Raw genomic sequence first — 18,135 nt, 5'->3', positions numbered from 1 at the left:
GAAACTTCCTTATCCTGTCCTTTTTTGCGCTCACATTGTACGTCAGCATTAGGAACCGTCATAGCTGCGCACAAACGCGGAAATACCATATACTATGGTACTAGAACATACAGGGGGCCACACCATGCGTTTCAAAGATGTATTTTCCATTATCGGTCCGGCCATGACCGGACCTTCCAGTTCACACACTGCAGGCGCGGTGCGGCTTGCACGCGTTGCCCGTCACTGGCTCGGGATGCAGCCGGACCGTGCCCGCATGACACTGTACGGCTCCTTCGCCGACACCTACAAAGGACACGGTACAGACCTAGCACTCATCGCAGGCCTGCTCAATTACGATACAGACGACCACCGAATTCCAGATGCCGAGCAATGGGCGGAGCAGGCTGGAATGGCCGTGGAGTTTGCCGTCAGCGGACTACCCGCGCCCCATCCAAATACCGTCCGTTTTGAACTGTGGAAGGGTGAGGATCAGCGCACACTGCTGGGCTCCTCCATCGGCGGCGGCAGCATCCATGTCCAGCAGCTCAACGAATTCCGAGTCAACCTGACCGGGGAGCTGGCTACGTTGGTGCTTCTTCACTCGGATAAGCCCGGCACATTAGGTGCGGTGACTTCAGCACTCGGCGCTGCCGACATTAACATTGCCTATATGCATGTGGATCGCAAAGGCCGAGATGGAGAAGCACTTACCGCCATCGAAACGGACAGTCCTCCTACGGCTGAACTGATCGCAAAACTACGATCCTTACCACATATGTACGAAATTAAAATGATTAATTTGAAAAAAGGAGCTGAATCTGATGCGATTTAGCCATCTGCATGAAATCAGCGCCATATGCGCGGAGGAATCCACCACGATTGGCCGCCTGATGATTCAAGAGCAGGTACAAGAGACGAATACAACGGAAGAAGAAATCTTCCGCCAAATGTCTGATTATTATGAAGTCATGAAGGAGGCCGTTCATCGTGGTCAGACACAAGACACCGTATCCCGCAGTGGATTAACGGGCGGTGATGGCAAGCGTCTGGCCGAGTATCTGCGGGCAGGGGAAACCTGCTCCGGCGACGCCTCTGCACTCGCCATGGCTTATGCGCTATCCGTGTCGGAGGTTAATGCATCCATGGGGCGTATTGTGGCTACGCCCACTGCTGGCTCTTGTGGAGTCATCCCCGGTGTGTTCATTAGTGCGCAGGAGCGATTCGGCTGGGATGATGAGCATATGGTGCACGGCTTGTTCGCAGCCGGAGCCATTGGCTACGTCATCGCCAACAATTCCTTCATTTCCGGCGCGGAGGGAGGCTGTCAGGCTGAGATTGGCTCAGCCATCGGGATGGCCGCTGGCGCGATGGTGGAGCTACGCGGTGGCACACCTGAGCAGGCCGTTCACGCCGTAGGCTCGCTCTTAAGAACACGCTCGGCCTGATTTGCGACCCCGTCGCTGGACTCGTGGAGATTCCTTGCATCGTGCGCAACGGACTGGGAGCCGTGACTGCGCTTGCCGCGGCGGATATGGCTTTGGCGGGTGTGCGCAGCGCCATTCCGTCTGACGAAGTCATCGACGTGATGCTTGAAGTCGGCAGCGCGATGCCGTCGAAGCACCGCGAGACCGCCAAAGGCGGCTTGGCCCAGACACCCACTGGCAAGCGTTTGACCGAATCACTGACACGCAACACATCAACCAAGAAGAATAAATCGTAGCTTCTAAGCTTCAAAAAAGAAAAGAGCAAGCATATCGTCTCTAGACGTATGCTTGCTCTTTTTCTTTTCATTTTAACAGATTACTGAACGGTTACCTGTACCTTCGTCATTTTACCTGCATATTTCACTGTAATTACAGCTTTGCCCTTGCCCTGTGCCTTAATGTTGCCGTCTTTGACGGTCGCAACAATAATTCTGGACGAGGACCAGACAGCAGGTTTGGAAACATCCTTCTCCGACTCATCCTTATACGTGGCTGTAGCCGTAACCTTGGCCAGCTGCCCTGCCTTCAAAGTCAAGGCGACTTCGTCCGTTTGCAGGTATTTAAGCGTATCAACATCAACAGGTACGCTGATCACCTTACCGCCAAACTTCGCCTGAATGTTAGCCTTACCGTAGCTGACCGCGGTAACCTGACCCTTTTTGACGGTGGCTACCTTATAGTTGGACGTTTTCCATTCAGCTTGGGTTGTAACATCCTTTTCTTTGCCATCACTGGATTTAACTACAATCGCAATCGTTTTTTGATCCCCGGATTTTAGTGATAACGCAATGGCATCCGCTTCAATCTTTTGCGCTACGTCCACTTCTACCGTAAACGTAATGGTTTGCTTGCCATATGAAGCAGTGACCGTTGCCTTACCGCTTGCATTCGCTTTAATCAAACCTTCGCTAACTTCAACTACTTTTACATTACTAGTAGTCCAAGTGGCGTCCTTGGTTACGTCTGTTTTTGTGCCACCACTCTTAACGCCTGTTACTTTCAGCTGCTTTGTTTCCTGAGCACCAAGCGCAATCACGCGCGAGTCTGTTTCCAGACGGTCCACAAGGCCCACTTGTACGTTTATTGTCAGTTTTTTGCCGTTATAGGTCGCTGTAATAACCGCTTTACCGGCTGCTTTACCCGTAATCGTTCCTTTGGACACAGAAGCAATATCTTCCGCGCTTGAAGCCCACTCCGCATCCTGTGTCACGTCTTCCTTGCGTCCATCCGCATAAGTAGCCGTCAGAGTTGCAGTATAGTCCTCATTAATATCAATCGTTGCCGTTTTGGAAGACAAAGACAGATCACCAGGCACATTTACGGATACTGTAGCTGTAGCTGTTTTGCCGCCATAAGAAGCTGTGATCGTAGCCTCACCTGTTTTATAACCTGTGACTTCCCCCGCGCTGACAAAAGCGATATCTTCATTGCTGGATTTCCACTCTGCCTTACTTGTGATATCTTCTTCCGTACCTGTTACGTACGTTGCAGTCAGCTTGAGCTTTTTGGATTCCTTGGCGTTCAAGCTCAGCTTGTCCTCGCTCAAATCCAGAAATCTAGAGGTTTCGACATCTGTCTTGATCGAAACTGTCTTATCTCCATACTTAGCAGTCACTGTAGCTGAACCCGCTCCAATGGCCATAATCGTTCCTTTATTCACCGTTGCAACTTTTTCATCGCTTGATGCCCAAGTAGCTTTATCTGTGATATCCGTTACTGTTCCATCCGGGTAGACAGCAGATACCTGAATTTTTTTAGATTCATCCAAACGGAGAAAAATATTGGTTTCGCTGGCTTTCAGCTTATTCGTCTGATCTACATCCACCGCAATCGTAGCGGACATCGTGCCATATTTACCTGTGATCGTCGCCTTACCCGCGCTATAGCCGGTAATAGTGCCTTTCAGTACATCTGCCACAGCTGCATTGCTGGAGCTCCACTCAGCAGACTCTGTCACGTCCTGTACCGATCCATCCGGGAACGTTGCTGTCAATTTAACCTTCTCTGTATCCTTCAACAAAAGAGAAACCTCTGATGAACTGACATCGAGACGTTTAACCTGCTCTACCTGTACAGCAATCGTTACAGTCTGTTGACCATAAACAGCCTTAATATTAGCTGTACCTGCTCCCTGAGCAGTAACCAATCCGTTGACTACAGTCGCTACCTTTTGGTTATCCGAGGTCCAGGTCGCATCACCTGAAACCTGAGCTGTCGTATTATCACTATAAGTCGCTGTCAAATCAATCTGTCCTGTGCCGCTCGAACGTAAGTTCAGGCTTTGTACATTGGATGTCAGCGCCTTAACCTTTTTCGTAACATGTACCTGAACCGATTGTACCTTCTCTTTATAGGTCGCTACCACGGTCGCTTCCCCTTCAGCTTTGGCTGAAACCGTACCGTTATACACTGTAGCGATAGCTGTATTATCACTTTTCCAATCCGTGCTTACGGTTACATTCGAGGTCGTCCCATCGCTAAAAACAGCCGTAGCCGTCAGCGCAGCCGTATCTCCCTGCTGCAAAGTTACCTCGTTAGAGGAAAGGACAATCTTGGAAAGCACTGCATCTGCTGCAAATGCAAACCCTGCATATGATGTAAAACTTGAAATCAGGATGACCAACGCCAGAAATCCGGACCATCTATTCTTCAAAATCTAATTCCCTCCCATTTCAATGCTAAAAATTAAGGATTTCGCAAAATCCCTACACCTACGTTTTATGTCGTCATATGGAAAAGAATAGTTTAGACTTTAAAGAAAATTTGGTCCTTATTAACTAGAATCGGTATTACCGAAGATCAAATCGTTAAATATACCCTTACTTTTACAAACAGCTATAAGCTGCTGCACGTATTCTCAAATGGTGATACTCTTCCATATTGGGATCAAGCTGATGCATATAAACGACGGAGAACTGTTCGCTCGGATCTATAGAAACCCATGTGCCTGCCATTCCCGTCCAGCCAAATTCCCCTATCGAGCTGTTTGCATGACCAGCCGCTTTATCCATTAACGTACGCACGCCCAGTCCATAGCCATAACCTGTATGGTATGAATTGGTGAAATCCGATAGTTGGGCTGTACTCAGATGATTTGTGCGCATTAAATCAATGGTTTTTCTCCCCAATAGCCTCACACCGTCTACCATGCCGCCATTTGACAACATTTGTGAAAATGTCAGGTATTCTTTGACCGTCGAATATAAGCCTGCGCCTCCACCTTCATATATAGCATCTGGCTGATGATGTTCATCCAAGAAACCTTCAATTTTTTCAAGTTTTCCGGCGTCTGTCCGTTGATACATGGAGGCCATCCGCGATTCAATATCTCCACGATAACGGTAACCTGTATTGTTCATTCCAAGTGGATCAAAGATTTCATCCTTCAAAAATTGTCCTAATGATTTACCTGAAATGACTTCAATTAGACCTGCAACAAGATCATGTCCATATCCGTATAACCATCGTGTTCCCGGTTCAAATGCAAGCGGAACTTTAGAAAGCGCTTTAATTTCTGTACGCAGGTCATATTTTCCTTGCTTTTCCTTTAAAGCTGTAATGACCTTGTGCATAGCTTTTCCTGTTTCTGAAAACTCGGAAGCATAAGGAAGCCCCGCACTCATATTGAATATATGCTTAATTAAAATAGGGTTATCCGCCTTGTCAACGTAGGTGTATCCGTTAGGAGCAGTTTTGAATACATACGAATCGCGATACTCAGGTAAATATTCACACAAAGGCTCATTCAATAAAAATTGTCCGCGTTCGTACAGCATAAGGGCAGCCGCACATACAACAACCTTTGTCATGGAAAACAAGCGATACACGGTATCTTCAGTAATCGGTTTCCGAGTTTCCACATCAGCATATCCATGATATCCTTCATACAACACTTGGCCATTTTGTGCAATGGCACAACCACACCCTGCCGGTCCATTCGCTAAGAATTGTTGCAATAGCTGATCTACCTTGTCAAAACGAGACATTTTCATCCCTCCTATTTTCCTTCAAAAGAAACAAGCTTCCCCTCACGCTCTAATTCCTGTTCCAACAAGCTCAACCTGACTCCTTGTAAGCGCTTATTCCCTTGCATCTATTTTAACGGTAAACTTGGTAATTACAAAGATGATTTGTCATAATCAGATAGCTTTATACCAACAACTCTGCCACCGTCTCTTTCCAGCGATTGATCACCGATTCCGGCTCCTTGAGGCGAATTGTGACACCTGTCAAGATATCCGCATATTGAGCCGAATCTTCTCTAGCTGCGAAAACCCGTGCCGCAAATCGCTCACGCACATGCTTGGCTTCACGCAAAGCGGACAGATGTTCCAGCGACAACCGCACATAATGCGCCTGCCCGCCGGTGAAGATCGCAAGCGTCGCCTTCCCCGTACGGATTATGTTGCCAGTCGTGGTCGTACCGGGCCACAGTGCCAGACGTAAATTTTCCTCGTCCAGCGCTACAATCTCACCCACGCTAATCATTGCTATGTGCGGCCACTGATCTTCCGTAACCGTCAACAGCATCATTGCTTCCTGTTGCTTGTGCTCCAACTCCTTGCCGTTCAGCAGCGTGAACAGTTCCTTACCGATCCTTGGCGTCTGCATGAAGTATAATCCCCTTTACATTTGGCCTATAACTTCAAAATACCATAAATTACGGCTACTTACGAACGACCCTATATCCGCTCTGGAATAGGAGGAACATGAGCAGCATCCGGAATATCTTGGGGGTTTACCTTGAATGCCGATTTATACTTTGCTGGATCAGTAATGCTATCCGGTTCTGAGGTTCGCCATGTGAACAGGCATACAGGGCATAACAAAACCTCCCAGGCACCTTTAACCGGCGAATGGGAAACGACTTCTGAACGATTGGACTCACAACGGGGACAAATATGCATCTGTCAGCACTCCTTTAATTTTTCTTTGTTTTTAAAAATATTTAGCGAAGCATTTGGCTCAACTTTTTCTCCCATTCCGCTACACCCAGCGGGGAATCGAGCGGCTGCGAGTAATGGCCTCTAATATCCGGTGCTACAGGTGTCGTCGCATCCAGTATCATTTTGTGCGTCATACCTGCCGGATCAGAGCCGGGGTCAAGCGGTAAAATAGACAAGCCAGGAACAATGACAGCATCATGCTTTGGATGAAGCTTGGTGGATAAAGCCCACATGACTTGCGGCAGATTGAACGGATCGACCTCCTCGTCCACCACAATCACCAGCTTGCAATACCCCAATCCATGCGGAGTCGTTAACGCACGCATTCCCACAGCCTTCGCGAAGCCGCCATACCGGGTTTTCGTGGAAATAATAGCGACCAGCCCATGCGTATACATGGCATTAACAGCTACGATTTCATTAGGAAAAGCATCCTTAAGCTGCTGAAACAACGGTACACTTGTATTCACACCGATCATATAATCCGTTTCCGTCCAAGGCATCCCGATGTACAGATGCTCAAAGATAGGCTGTTTGCGGTGATATACACGATTAATCTGAATGACTGGCATCGCGCGACCGCCGGAATAGTGACCTGTGAATTCACCGAATGGACCTTCATACTCACGTTCACCTGCTAACACTTCGCCTTCCAAAATGACCTCGGCTCCCCAAGGCAGATCCAGATCTGCATCCTTCGCTTTGACCACACGATAAGGCTCGCCCTGAATGGCGCCCGCCATCTCATATTCGGATTGATCGTACAGCAGCGGCGTAGAAGCAGCCGTTGTAATCACAGGCTCACATCCGAGGGCAATAGCCACCTTCAGATTTTCGCCACGCTCCTCAGCCTGACGGATATGGATCGCAATATCATGCTGTGGTACAGGCTGGATGCCCAAACGGTTCTTGCCTTTCACCTGCATCCGGTATAAGCCGACATTTTGCTTACCGTAGGTGTCCGGGTCATCCAGATCGCGTGAAACTAGAATTGCTTTATCCAAATAAAACCCTCCGTCCCCCTGATTCAAACGAAACAACGGCAAAATATCAAACAAATTAATATTCTCCGTAATTTCGACTTCATGAAAAGGAGCGGCTTCTTCCCGCTTCACGGGCACCGGAAATTGTTCATAGCGTCTGGCAAATTCAAAAAACTGCTCCTTGAGCGGCGTATTTTTGGGCATTCCCATCATGAGGGCATGATTGGGCCAGGAGCCCATCACATTCATTGCAATACGAGCATCCGTATATCCATAGATGTTGTTGAAAAAGAGAGCAGGCGTCTTATCTCCAAGATTGTTTAATGCTCTGTTAGCTGCTGCGAGGTCCGGCTCCGGCTTTACCTCATCGCTGATCGTGAGTAATTGTCCCTCCTTTTCCAAGGTGTGTAGAAAATCGCGAAAGTCTTTATAAGCCATCATTCATTCTCCTTCGTCTTTCGATTTCTCAATTCTGGTGCAGCCTGGAGTCATTCTGCTTCATCCCATCCCAGCGTTTGGCTGCGGTTGTGACAATACCGAACTGATCCAATGCGCGAAAAACAATATGATCCACTAATTCCTCGATACTTGCAGGATGATTATAAAAGGCAGGCATCGGCGGCAGGATCATCACGCCCATACGTGACAGCTCCAGCATATTTTCCAGATGGATACTGCTTAATGGTGTTTCTCTGGTCATGAGCAGCAGCTTCTTTCGCTCCTTCAGTATCACATCCGCTGATCGGGTAAGCAGGTTGTCCGCCATACCGATACGAATAGAGGCAAGAGTCTTCATACTGCAAGGAGCGACGACCATACCATCTACCCGGAAGGAGCCGCTAGAAATACGTGCGGCCTGATCCTTATACGAGTAGACTGCATCCGCCATTGCCTCCACATCCTTCACCGTGTAGCCTGTCTCATAGGGAATGTTGGCAATAGCCCACGGGGATAGCACCAGATGGCTTTGGACTCCAGCCTCCCGTAATTTTTGCAATATACGGATACCAAAGATTGACCCTGTCGCTCCCGATATTCCTACAATGATTTTCTTCATATGTCTCCTCCTTCCATCCCATCGTTTTATGTTCACCCATGCATTACTGTCAAAAATTATACGCCCGTTCCCTGCACACGAAAAATATATATAATATATGTAATGCATACTTTAAAAGTATTCAAATCGAAGCGTTGTTTAGAAATGAGGAGGAATCCCCAATGGACTTGAAGCATCTGCATTACTTTTGCGTCATCGTGGAGGAAGGGCAAATCACCAAGGCCGCCAGAACGCTCAACATGGCCCAACCTCCACTGAGTCAACAACTCAAAAATATGGAGGACGAGCTTGGTGTAAAGCTGATTTACCGTGAAGGAAAGAAGTGGGAAGTTACCGAGGCCGGATATACACTGTATACACGCGCCAAACGATTATTGGCTGAAATGGAGGACACCTGTAGAGAAATTGGGGAGTTTGAAAACAGAGTAACCGGCACACTTGCCATAGGCACGTCATCCGCCTGTATGTCTCTGATTACTGAACAACTCAGTCACTTTCATCAAGTTTATCCAGAGGTATACGTTAAAATAGGACACGGAGACACACATCATCTGGAAGAGCTGCTGCATCAAAATAAAGTCGATCTGGCCCTGCTGCTGCTTCCGGTAGACGACAAATCGTACCATACGATTGAACTGGAGGGCGTTTCTTTTGTTGCGGTTCTTCCGTGTGAATGGGCAGATCGCCATCCCAGTGGGGAAATTACATTACAGGAAGCTGCCAGCTATGACCTCTTGTTGGGACGCCGAACAGAAGGACACGGACTATACGAAACCGTCATCCGCAAATTTCAGGAACACCATCTTATTCCGCGCGTCGTATTGGACTGTCCAGAAATATCGACCATTCTCTCGCTCGTTTCCACAGGCATGGGAATTACCATTATTCCAGACGCTGGCTTGGGACAAGAATACGGGGACAGATTTCGCACACTCTCCATTAAGGAGCCATTCCCTTTCACACAGCCTGCCGTCGTATGGCGCAAGGATCGTTATTTATCCAATGCAGCTCGCAAATTTGTTGAACTTCTACAAGCTGGAGACACGAAAAAGACTGTTCCCGAGTAGATGCTCTACCGCTCTACTCCTGAAACAGTCTGATGCTGTATGAACTTCCTTCATTCGGTCGTTGATACCAACTTATTTAACTCCTTGATGCCGATACTCGGTCGGAGTCATTCCACATTTGCGCCGAAATACCTGTGTAAAATGCCTCATATCTTGATATCCAATCCGCTCGGAAATATCAGCCAGCCGCAGATGAGGATCATTTAGCAGCCGCTTTGCCTCTTCCATACGCAATGAAATAACGTAATCCTTATAGCCTTGTCCCGTCTTTTGCTTGAATAACTGGCTGAAATACACCGGATTTAAAAATACGATTGAGGCCACTTTTTCCAGTGACAGCTCCTCTGTAAAATGAGCCCGGATATATTGCAATGCTACATCAACCGTATGCATGCCCTTGCGGAGGCATTCTCCTGTATCCGCTGCTGCGGCTGCAATCTCCTCTGGTGTTCGTCTTAGTCGCGCTACCTCTTCAGGTATGGATGCAAAATTGTGGTGAACACCCGAACGTGTAATTTGCAGAGGTACTTTCACATAACGCTTCAAATGGGATTCAAGCAACGTCTCTAGCCGTGCAGCCTCTGCTTCATCCCTTAACCTTGCAATCCCCAGCAGACTATGGCGGTCTAGACTAACGACAAAGCCACTGCCTCCAGCCTCAATGAGCTCGGACAGTACATTTTCAATCATAAAATGCTCCAAATGCGTCTGCTTGTGATCAGGTTCCATGCGAACCATAAAAAGATGGAATTCTGGATAATTTTCGACGAAGGGCTGTATATCCAGCTTACCTGTATCCAATCCGAGTGCATAACGCTGGAAAACAGCTTCACGCAAATAGACCATATTGGATTTAAGAAGTCTGCCCTCGTTTGCCTGTTGCGAGGCCACAAGGGCTTCGGCTGCTAACACTTCAATGCATTCCAGTAGCTTCTTTTTACCGATCGGCTTTAACAGGTAGTCTTTGGCACCCAGCTTTACTGCTCTTTGCGCATATTGGAAGTCGGAATGGGCCGAAATGACAACCCACTGCAGATGAGGATGCTTTCGCTTGGAAATGCGCATGAATTCCAGACCATCCATACCGGGCATCAGGATATCGGTCAATACAATATCTACAGGATGCTCCGCCAGAATGCCTGCTGCTTCCTCGGTGGAAGCAGCGAGATGAATGCCGCAGGTTGGTAGTGCTTGGCCAATAGTACGCCGAATCCCCTGTCGAATCATATTCTCATCGTCAGCTATCAGAATATTCATGTTTCTCCTCCTTCTGTGGCAGAGGCACACTTACAGTGACTGTCGTTCCGGCCCCTGGTGCGCTGGAGATCCGTAGGCCGTACTCTTCTCCGAACATGTGCCGTAGCCGTAAATTTAGGTTTTGCAGGCCGATGCCTCCCGCCTGCCCGCTGCCCGCCTGTTTGCCGGGTTCTGCCAAAGCGATCTGGACCACCCCCCATCGTTCATATTCCATCCCTACACCGTTGTCGATGATGTGCAGGCTCAATACACCGCCATACTCCTCCGCTCTGACGAGCAGTGTGCCACCTGTATCTGCATGAAGAGGCTCCAGCCCATGTTTCACCGCATTTTCAATTAACGGCTGTAAGGTCATTTTAGGTAAACGGATATCCAGCCATCGTTCTTCAATGTGGACGTCAACAGATACCCTGCCCTCCAGCCGAGCCTGGATAATGGTGAGGTAGTGACCGACCTGCTCTACTTCTTCCCGAAGGCTCACATCGGCTCCCTCTTCCCAGTGACTGCTGTAACGGAACATATGGGATAAGGAGAGAACCACCTCACCGAGCTGATCCTGCCCCTTTTCATCCAGCATCCAATAGATCATATCCAGCGTATTGTACAGAAAATGTGGATTAACCTGCGTCTGCAGAGCGTGTAGCTCCGCATTTTTCTCGCTGACCGATGATATACGCACCAACTCAATCAGTTCTGCAATCTGCCTTACCATATGGTTGAAAGAGGTAGCCAACTGGTTGATTTCTTCATAGGATTCGATGTTTACCGTGTGGCGGAAATTGCCTGTCTCTACCCGTTTCATTTCCCGAATAACTCGTTTGAGCGGAAGGGAGATGCCCCTGGAGACGATAGACGCAATTAGCGCCGATACCATAATGAGTATAGGTGCCACGATAAATAAGTACCTTTGAGTTTGAGCCAGTTCCACATTCAGATCCTCGCTGGGTGTCACACTAATCACCGACCAATCGGCAAACGGAAGTTTGGAAGCGATTACAACTTTCTCATTATTCCGATCTACAATTACATCCTCCTCCGGGACCTGTGGCTCTAGATTTCGCAAATCTGGTGGTGGATCAGAAGAAGTAGCCGATACAATTCGATTTTCATGGCCCAACAGATAGACCTGACTATTAGTGCTCAGCCGTAAATTGTGGAGAGCGGACAATATTGAACGCGGTTCAGCCTCAAATAGAACAATACCAATCGGCTTGTGTTCATCCAGATCATAGAGCTGCCGTCCAAATGCAAACACAGGCCTAGTTTCCACTTGGTCGATGACAGAGTGAGGATAAACACCCAGCCATGCAATTTTGCCTGCCGACCTTCGAATTTCCCTGTACCATTCCGTATGCTCGTAATGAGTATCAATGACATTCATATAATTCCCATAATTGTATACCTTACCTGTGTCTGTGATGACATGAATGCCGATTAGATCCTCGCGCGAATAGTAGATGGCTCCAAGGATATTCGTAATCGTACGTTCGTTGATGTAATTGACAGCAGGTAAATCACTATGATCTGTCGTCAGCAGACGAACCAAATCCATATTGTTGCTGATCGACTTGGAGAGACTGTTATAGCTGTCGAGCAGCAATTCGAACAGACCTGCCGTCTGAGATACATTTTTACGCGCAAGCTCACTGATCTTATCATGGAACTGCACCGTAGTACGGTTGTAAAATAATAGACTCACCGCCAGCACAATGCTGGACATGCTCAATAGGAACAGAACAAACAAGCGGTATTGAATGGATTGAAAACGGCGCATCATACCTCTGTGCGCTCCTTTCGCATCGGCCGCCTATCCTTTAACCGCTCCTGCAACCATGCCCTTGGTGATTTTTTCGGACAGGACAAAATAAATAATAATGACTGGTAAGGCCCCCATGACTAAAAAAGCACCAATGTTGCCATAATTCACAGAATACTGGCTGACGAACGTATATACGCCGAAAGGGAGCGTTTTTAGCTTTTCGGACGAGATAAAGGTGGCAGCCATAATGTATTCATTCCAAATATTAATGAAGGTTAAAATACACACTGTCATGATAGGCGGAATCGAGATGGGTAAGATTACACTGCGGAAGATACGATAGATGCTCGCTCCGTCAATGTAGGCGGATTCTTCAATTTCGTGGGGAATGGACCGCATAAAGCCGGATAGGATGAAGACCGCAATCGGTGTCTGAAAAGCAATGTAGGGTAAAATCAGCGAGAAATACGTATTCAGAATATGGACGTTTTTAAACATCACCATCAGCGGTAGCAGTGTAGCTTGCATGGGGATCATCATCCCGACCAAAAACAATGTCAGCATAACAGCCCCGAAACGCCAGCGAAAACGTGTAATTGCATAAGCAGTCATCGAGCTTAATACAATGACAAAAATCATTGTAACCCCGGTCACCAGCACACTGTTTCCTAAATAACGCAAGTAGCTCCCTGATTCATAGGCTTCCTGGTAGTTGTGCCACTGGGGCACTTGAGGGAGTGCAAAGAAGCTTGAACTTAATATCTCTTCATTCGTCTTCAACGAATAGGTCAGCAGCCAAAAGAGTGGATACAGCTGGGTGACCACTAAGACGGCCAACAGGGAGAAAACCCCCATTTTTTTCAAGGCGTTCAACAGTCCCATCCCCTTTAGCTTACCTTATTTTCGATTCGTTTGAAAACAAAATTTATCACAACTGTAAATGACAAGCATATTACTACGAGAAACGAAGCCAATGCACTGCCATACCCGTATTTCATAGATAAAAAGGACATATTGTACATATACGTGGATACTGTATCCGTCGCATGGGCTGGTCCTCCACCCGTCATCACCCAGATCAAATCAAACGATTGCAAGGACCCGATAAAGGCTAATACAATAGATATTTTGAAAATAGGCACAATGAGTGGCAACGTAATGTAACGGTCTGCTTTGAATCCTTCTGCCCCATCAATTTTAGCTGCTTCATACAGCTCATTGGGTATGTTTTGTACCCCAGTAAACTGGATAAGCAAATGGTAGCCAAAATATTGCCACAACGATACAAAATATAGAGCATACATTGCTATCTGCGGTTCTGTCAGCCAAGAGCGTGTCCAGCTTTCCAGTCCGACCGCCATCAATATACCGTTCAGCATCCCACCCATCGAGGCCGGATTATAGATCGTTTTCCACAACTGGCCAATAATAACCACCGATAGAATGACCGGCAAAAAATACATCGTTACCAATGTATTTGCCCTACGCACATAGCGATTGAGTAAAATGGCCAGCAGTAGACAAAGCGGGATTTCCAGCATAGAAAATACAGCGAACATCATCGTTCGCTTCACGGACGGCCAGAACACTGGATCGGCTGTGAAAATACGCTTAAAATTAGTCAGCCCCACAAACTTCGCCTCTGCAATCCCGTTCCAATCCAGCAACCCGCAATACACAGATACCAAAATCGGAACAAATACCATACAGGTATACAGCAACAGGCAGGGCAGCACGAAAACGGCAATCGTGCGTGCCGGCACCTTCAGTACATTCATGCTCTAATCTCCTTTGTGTTGATTCGAAGCATCTTTCTGGGAAATGCTTAGCCATATGTGATTCCGAATCAGGGAAGGGAACTTTCGCTCCCTCCCCTCAAGTCTGCTACTCCAGGATTTCGCAAAATTCGATTCCAGTCGCTCCAAAGTGCAATATCTAGACGAACTAGGCCATTTCGATCTATACATTCTTCATTGGAAGTCACCTATTGGATGTTTGCAAAATTCTCAATTATTTATTCGCTTCAAAAGTGTTCTGATGTTCCTTCGCAACTTGCGCAGAGTCTTCTTGTTGTACAAACAGGTTTTGAATGCTACTTAGATGCGCCTGTGCAATAGCCGGATTCATCGTATTATCAAAAGCAAGGTCCCCTCCTTTTACATTTTTGAACAGCTCATTGAGACTAATGGCTAACTCGGAATAACCCGCTTCCTTCAGATCGCCTTTCATTTTCTGACCGCTGCCAATTGCATTCTTCAGATCAAACTGAATCTTGGGCATCTCTGTAATAAAATAGTGCAGAAAGTCCTTCGTCTCCTGTAAATGTTCACTATTCGCAGATACCGCAAACGCGCTACCCGGCGCAATGACATACTCATTCACATTCCCTTTGCCATTCACCGTAGGAAATTGAAACGCTCCGACCTTACCCGCTACTGGGGAGGCATCAATAGAACCTGTTTCCCAGGTGCCCATAATATACATCGCAGCTTTCCCTGTTTTAAAAATATTACCGCCTGCATTATAGTCAATAGATGTAGCTCCATCCGGGAAAGCCCCGGCCTGCACTAATTCCTGAAATGCATCCACAGCTTCCACAAAAGCCGGGTCGTTAAACGTCTTTTTGCCATCCAGCACATCATTGAGGAAGTTTGGTCCTTCATTTGTACGCAACAGAATATTCATAAAAAGGAGGGAACCGGTCCATGAATCCTTTTCCCCAATAGCAATTGGAGTAATTCCCTTTGCCTTCAGTGTCTTCACCGTTGTTATCAGCTCATCAAAGGTGGTCGGCAACTTTTGAATTCCCGCCTGCTCGAACAGTTCTTTATTGTAAAAGACCACTTCTATATTGTTACCATCCGGAAAAGCGTAAAGCTTATCATCGAAGCTATAGTAGTTAAGAAGGCCATCCTGAAACGTATCTTTTAACCCCTCTTTATCAGCTACATCATTTAATGGTGCCAGTAGCCCGGCATCTACGAATGGCTTCATCTGTGCAGCCGGATTTACAATCGTAATATCCGGTACTTCCTTCGCTGCTGCTTGTGTTTTCAGCTTGAGCTTTTGCTGATCTGTATTTAGCGAATCCAACTCAATTTTGACATGAGGATGATTCTGCTCGTATTGACTTACAATCTGCTTTATCATTTTGTATGAAGGGGTGCTCGGATCAGGATTGATGTTTTGAAAGGTAATCGTCACATCCTTCGTTACATTGCCTCCACCCTTTTCCCCTGAATTTCCCGGACTTGCGCTCTGTCCGTTATTACAAGCTGCCAGCGTCAATGCCAAGGCGCCCGCCGCCACAACGGCAAACGCTTTCATTTTTACTCTGCTCATGTTCCTTTTCCTCCTCTGGTTGAAGCATTGCGCAATTTATCCTCCTAGTCGGTGGACACTCAATGCCCGCTTGTTCTTTTCATTATGTTACATAGAAAAGACGTGAACAATGCGTGAACTTAAGGAGAAGGGTTTGTTTTTTTAAGCCCTCATTTGCGTGCTTCAAAATTCATTCATATCATAACTTGCAATTTATCTAGAAGACAGGCATAATATGAATAAGATCTTTATTTGATAATGATTATCATTATTAAAGGATAAATACACATAGACTTTAAAGGAGGCAGGACCGCAGTGAAAGAAGCTTTTAGTAAAACCTCCCTGCATATCGATGATTATTTGGATCTTCTCAATCTTGCCGTACAAGTCGGAGATACAAAGTGGCAAAAGGAAATTACCCGTAAACTTCAAGCCTTAAGTGTCCTCCAGACAGAAGAGGTTGAAATAGATTAACATCGCACAGTGCTGGATCTCAGTTGAAACACACGTCAAGCAGCCCTATACAAGGAACAACCAGAATATATTAGTGCTTTTAACCAAAGGCATGGCATGAGCCTTTCATGTGGACGATAAATAAATCGGTTATACAAAAAGAGCACAACCATTAAGGCTGTGCTCTTTTTTCTGTGCTTGGCAACGTCCTACTCTCCCAGGACCCTGCGGTCCAAGTACCATCGGCGCTGGAGGGCTTAACGGTCGTGTTCGGGATGGGTACGTGTGGAACCCCTCCGCTATCGCCACCAAACATGAATTTGCTCCGCAAATTCTTCCGTAAGCTTATTCGGTTCATCACAGATTGTGTGAATGAATCGCCATACGCTTGTCGTATGTACTCCTACATACTTTCAAGGTTACACCCTGAAAACTGGATCCGAAACTTCATTGCGTCTTATCTTTAGGATAAGCCCTCGACCGATTAGTATTGGTCAGCTCCATGCATTACTGCACTTCCACCCCCAACCTATCTACCTCGTCGTCTTCAAGGGGTCTTACTAATTGGGAAATCTCATCTTGAGGGGGGCTTCACGCTTAGATGCTTTCAGCGCTTATCCCTTCCGTACATAGCTACCCAGCGGTGCTCCTGGCGGAACAACTGGTACACCAGCGGTACGTCCATCCCGGTCCTCTCGTACTAAGGACAGCTCCTCTCAAATTTCCTACGCCCACGACAGATAGGGACCGAACTGTCTCACGACGTTCTGAACCCAGCTCGCGTACCGCTTAATGGGCGAACAGCCCAACCCTTGGGACCTACTTCAGCCCCAGGATGCGATGAGCCGACATCGAGGTGCCAAACCTCCCCGTCGATGTGGACTCTTGGGGGAGATAAGCCTGTTATCCCCAGGGTAGCTTTTATCCGTTGAGCGATGGCCCTTCCATGCGGTACCACCGGATCACTAAGCCCGACTTTCGTCCCTGCTCGACTTGTAGGTCTCGCAGTCAAGCTCCCTTCTGCCTTTGCACTCTTCGAATGATTTCCAACCATTCTGAGGGAACCTTGGGGCGCCTCCGTTACTCTTTAGGAGGCGACCGCCCCAGTCAAACTGCCCACCTGACACTGTCCTCGTACCGGATTACGGTACCAAGTTAGAACCTAGATACGATCAGGGTGGTATCCCAAGGATGCCTCCCCTCAAGCTGGCGCTCAAGGTTCAACGGCTCCCACCTATCCTGTACAGATCGTACCCAAATTCAATATCAAGCTGCAGTAAAGCTCCATGGGGTCTTTCCGTCTTGTCGCGGGTAACCTGCATCTTCACAGGTATTAAAATTTCACCGGATCTCTCGTTGAGACAGCGCCCAAGTCGTTACGCCATTCGTGCGGGTCAGAATTTACCTGACAAGGAATTTCGCTACCTTAGGACCGTTATAGTTACGGCCGCCGTTTACTGGGGCTTCGGTTCATAGCTTCGCCCGAAGGCTTACCACTCCCCTTAACCTTCCAGCACCGGGCAGGCGTCAGCCCGTATACTTCGCCTTGCGGCTTCGCACAGACCTGTGTTTTTGCTAAACAGTCGCTTGGGCCTTTTCACTGCGGCCCCCTCGGGCTATTCACCCTACCGAGGCACCCCTTCTCCCGAAGTTACGGGGTCATTTTGCCGAGTTCCTTAACGAGAGTTCTTCCGCGCGCCTTAGAATTCTCTTCTCGCCTACCTGTGTCGGTTTGCGGTACGGGCACCTTCTCCTGGCTAGAGGCTTTTCTTGGCAGTCTGAGATCATGACCTTCGCTACTATATAATTTTCGCTCCCCATCACCA

At 47.5% G+C, this 18,135-nt stretch carries 14 protein-coding genes, 2 rRNA genes and 1 pseudogene; 4 read left to right on the top strand and 13 right to left on the bottom strand.

Annotated features, from left to right (window positions below; all coding sequences use genetic code 11):
• The first annotated feature begins 124 nt into the window (after nt 1-124).
• Together sdaAB and sdaAA are read left to right on the top strand one after the other, a co-directional pair.
• Nucleotides 125-814: an L-serine ammonia-lyase, iron-sulfur-dependent subunit beta gene (gene sdaAB, locus C400_RS0112470; RefSeq protein WP_016818869.1), complete on the top strand. Its 690-nt coding sequence runs from the start codon at nt 125-127 to the stop codon at nt 812-814.
• A pseudogene (gene sdaAA, locus C400_RS0112465) lies at nt 804-1,702 on the top strand (L-serine ammonia-lyase, iron-sulfur-dependent, subunit alpha). Before sdaAB ends, sdaAA begins: the two are co-directional and overlap by 11 nt.
• 80 nt (nt 1,703-1,782) lie before the next feature.
• On the opposite strand, the gene C400_RS0112460 reads toward sdaAA, so the two are convergent.
• From C400_RS0112460 to C400_RS0112435, 6 genes are all read right to left on the bottom strand, one after another.
• Entirely contained in the window at nt 1,783-4,119 is a 2,337-nt protein-coding gene (locus tag C400_RS0112460) for an Ig-like domain-containing protein (protein WP_026065438.1), read from the bottom strand.
• A 172-nt stretch (nt 4,120-4,291) separates the two neighbouring features.
• Nucleotides 4,292-5,452 carry a serine hydrolase domain-containing protein gene (locus tag C400_RS0112455; protein ID WP_017427171.1) on the bottom strand — a complete coding sequence of 387 codons (1,161 nt, stop codon included), beginning with the start codon at nt 5,450-5,452 and terminating at the stop codon, nt 4,292-4,294.
• Between the two features lie 163 nt (nt 5,453-5,615).
• Entirely contained in the window at nt 5,616-6,077 is a 462-nt protein-coding gene (locus C400_RS0112450; RefSeq protein WP_017427170.1) for a hypothetical protein, read from the bottom strand.
• A 71-nt stretch (nt 6,078-6,148) separates the two neighbouring features.
• A complete protein-coding gene (locus tag C400_RS0112445; RefSeq protein ID WP_016818874.1) occupies nt 6,149-6,373 on the bottom strand; it encodes a non-oxidative hydroxyarylic acid decarboxylases subunit D in 225 nt (74 codons plus the stop codon).
• A gap of 41 nt (nt 6,374-6,414) precedes the next feature.
• Nucleotides 6,415-7,833 (bottom strand): non-oxidative hydroxyarylic acid decarboxylases subunit C, encoded by a 1,419-nt coding sequence (locus tag C400_RS0112440; protein WP_017427169.1) that lies wholly within the window; start codon nt 7,831-7,833, stop codon nt 6,415-6,417.
• Between the two features lie 28 nt (nt 7,834-7,861).
• Complete coding sequence (locus C400_RS0112435) at nt 7,862-8,452, bottom strand: UbiX family flavin prenyltransferase (protein ID WP_016818876.1); 591 nt, start codon at nt 8,450-8,452, stop codon at nt 7,862-7,864.
• A gap of 161 nt (nt 8,453-8,613) precedes the next feature.
• Here C400_RS0112435 and C400_RS0112430 point away from each other — a divergent pair, with 161 nt between their 5' ends.
• Entirely contained in the window at nt 8,614-9,519 is a 906-nt protein-coding gene (locus tag C400_RS0112430; protein WP_016818877.1) for a LysR family transcriptional regulator, read from the top strand.
• 72 nt (nt 9,520-9,591) lie between these two features.
• On the opposite strand, the gene C400_RS0112425 is transcribed toward C400_RS0112430, so the two are convergent.
• The 5 genes from C400_RS0112425 to C400_RS0112405 form a co-directional block, all read right to left on the bottom strand.
• Nucleotides 9,592-10,776: a response regulator gene (locus C400_RS0112425; RefSeq protein ID WP_016818878.1), complete on the bottom strand. Its 1,185-nt coding sequence runs from the start codon at nt 10,774-10,776 to the stop codon at nt 9,592-9,594.
• A complete protein-coding gene (locus C400_RS0112420; protein WP_016818879.1) occupies nt 10,757-12,553 on the bottom strand; it encodes a sensor histidine kinase in 1,797 nt (598 codons plus the stop codon). Before C400_RS0112420 ends, C400_RS0112425 begins: the two co-directional genes overlap by 20 nt.
• A gap of 30 nt (nt 12,554-12,583) precedes the next feature.
• On the bottom strand, nt 12,584-13,417 hold the full coding sequence (locus tag C400_RS0112415; RefSeq protein ID WP_394373515.1) for a carbohydrate ABC transporter permease: 834 nt from the start codon (nt 13,415-13,417) through the stop codon (nt 12,584-12,586).
• A gap of 5 nt (nt 13,418-13,422) precedes the next feature.
• Nucleotides 13,423-14,313 (bottom strand): carbohydrate ABC transporter permease, encoded by an 891-nt coding sequence (locus tag C400_RS0112410; RefSeq protein WP_016818881.1) that lies wholly within the window; start codon nt 14,311-14,313, stop codon nt 13,423-13,425.
• 232 nt (nt 14,314-14,545) lie between these two features.
• A complete protein-coding gene (locus C400_RS0112405; RefSeq protein WP_016818882.1) occupies nt 14,546-15,877 on the bottom strand; it encodes an extracellular solute-binding protein in 1,332 nt (443 codons plus the stop codon).
• Between the two features lie 294 nt (nt 15,878-16,171).
• On the opposite strand from C400_RS0112405, the gene C400_RS27795 reads away from it, so the two are divergent.
• Nucleotides 16,172-16,330 carry a hypothetical protein gene (locus C400_RS27795; RefSeq protein ID WP_016818883.1) on the top strand — a complete coding sequence of 53 codons (159 nt, stop codon included), beginning with the start codon at nt 16,172-16,174 and terminating at the stop codon, nt 16,328-16,330.
• Nucleotides 16,331-16,505: 175 nt separating this feature from the next.
• Here the strand turns inward: C400_RS27795 and rrf are convergent.
• Together rrf and C400_RS0112390 are read right to left on the bottom strand one after the other, a co-directional pair.
• Nucleotides 16,506-16,622, bottom strand: a 5S ribosomal RNA gene (rrf, locus tag C400_RS0112395).
• A 151-nt stretch (nt 16,623-16,773) separates the two neighbouring features.
• A 23S ribosomal RNA gene (locus C400_RS0112390) occupies nt 16,774-18,135 on the bottom strand; the annotation flags it as partial.

This window comes from Paenibacillus sp. ICGEB2008 (assembly GCF_000307675.1).
Taxonomy (GTDB): Bacteria; Bacillota; Bacilli; order Paenibacillales; family Paenibacillaceae; genus Paenibacillus; species Paenibacillus polymyxa.
Note: the sequence above shows the minus strand (reverse complement) of the source record. Positions and strands in the feature narration are given on the sequence as shown.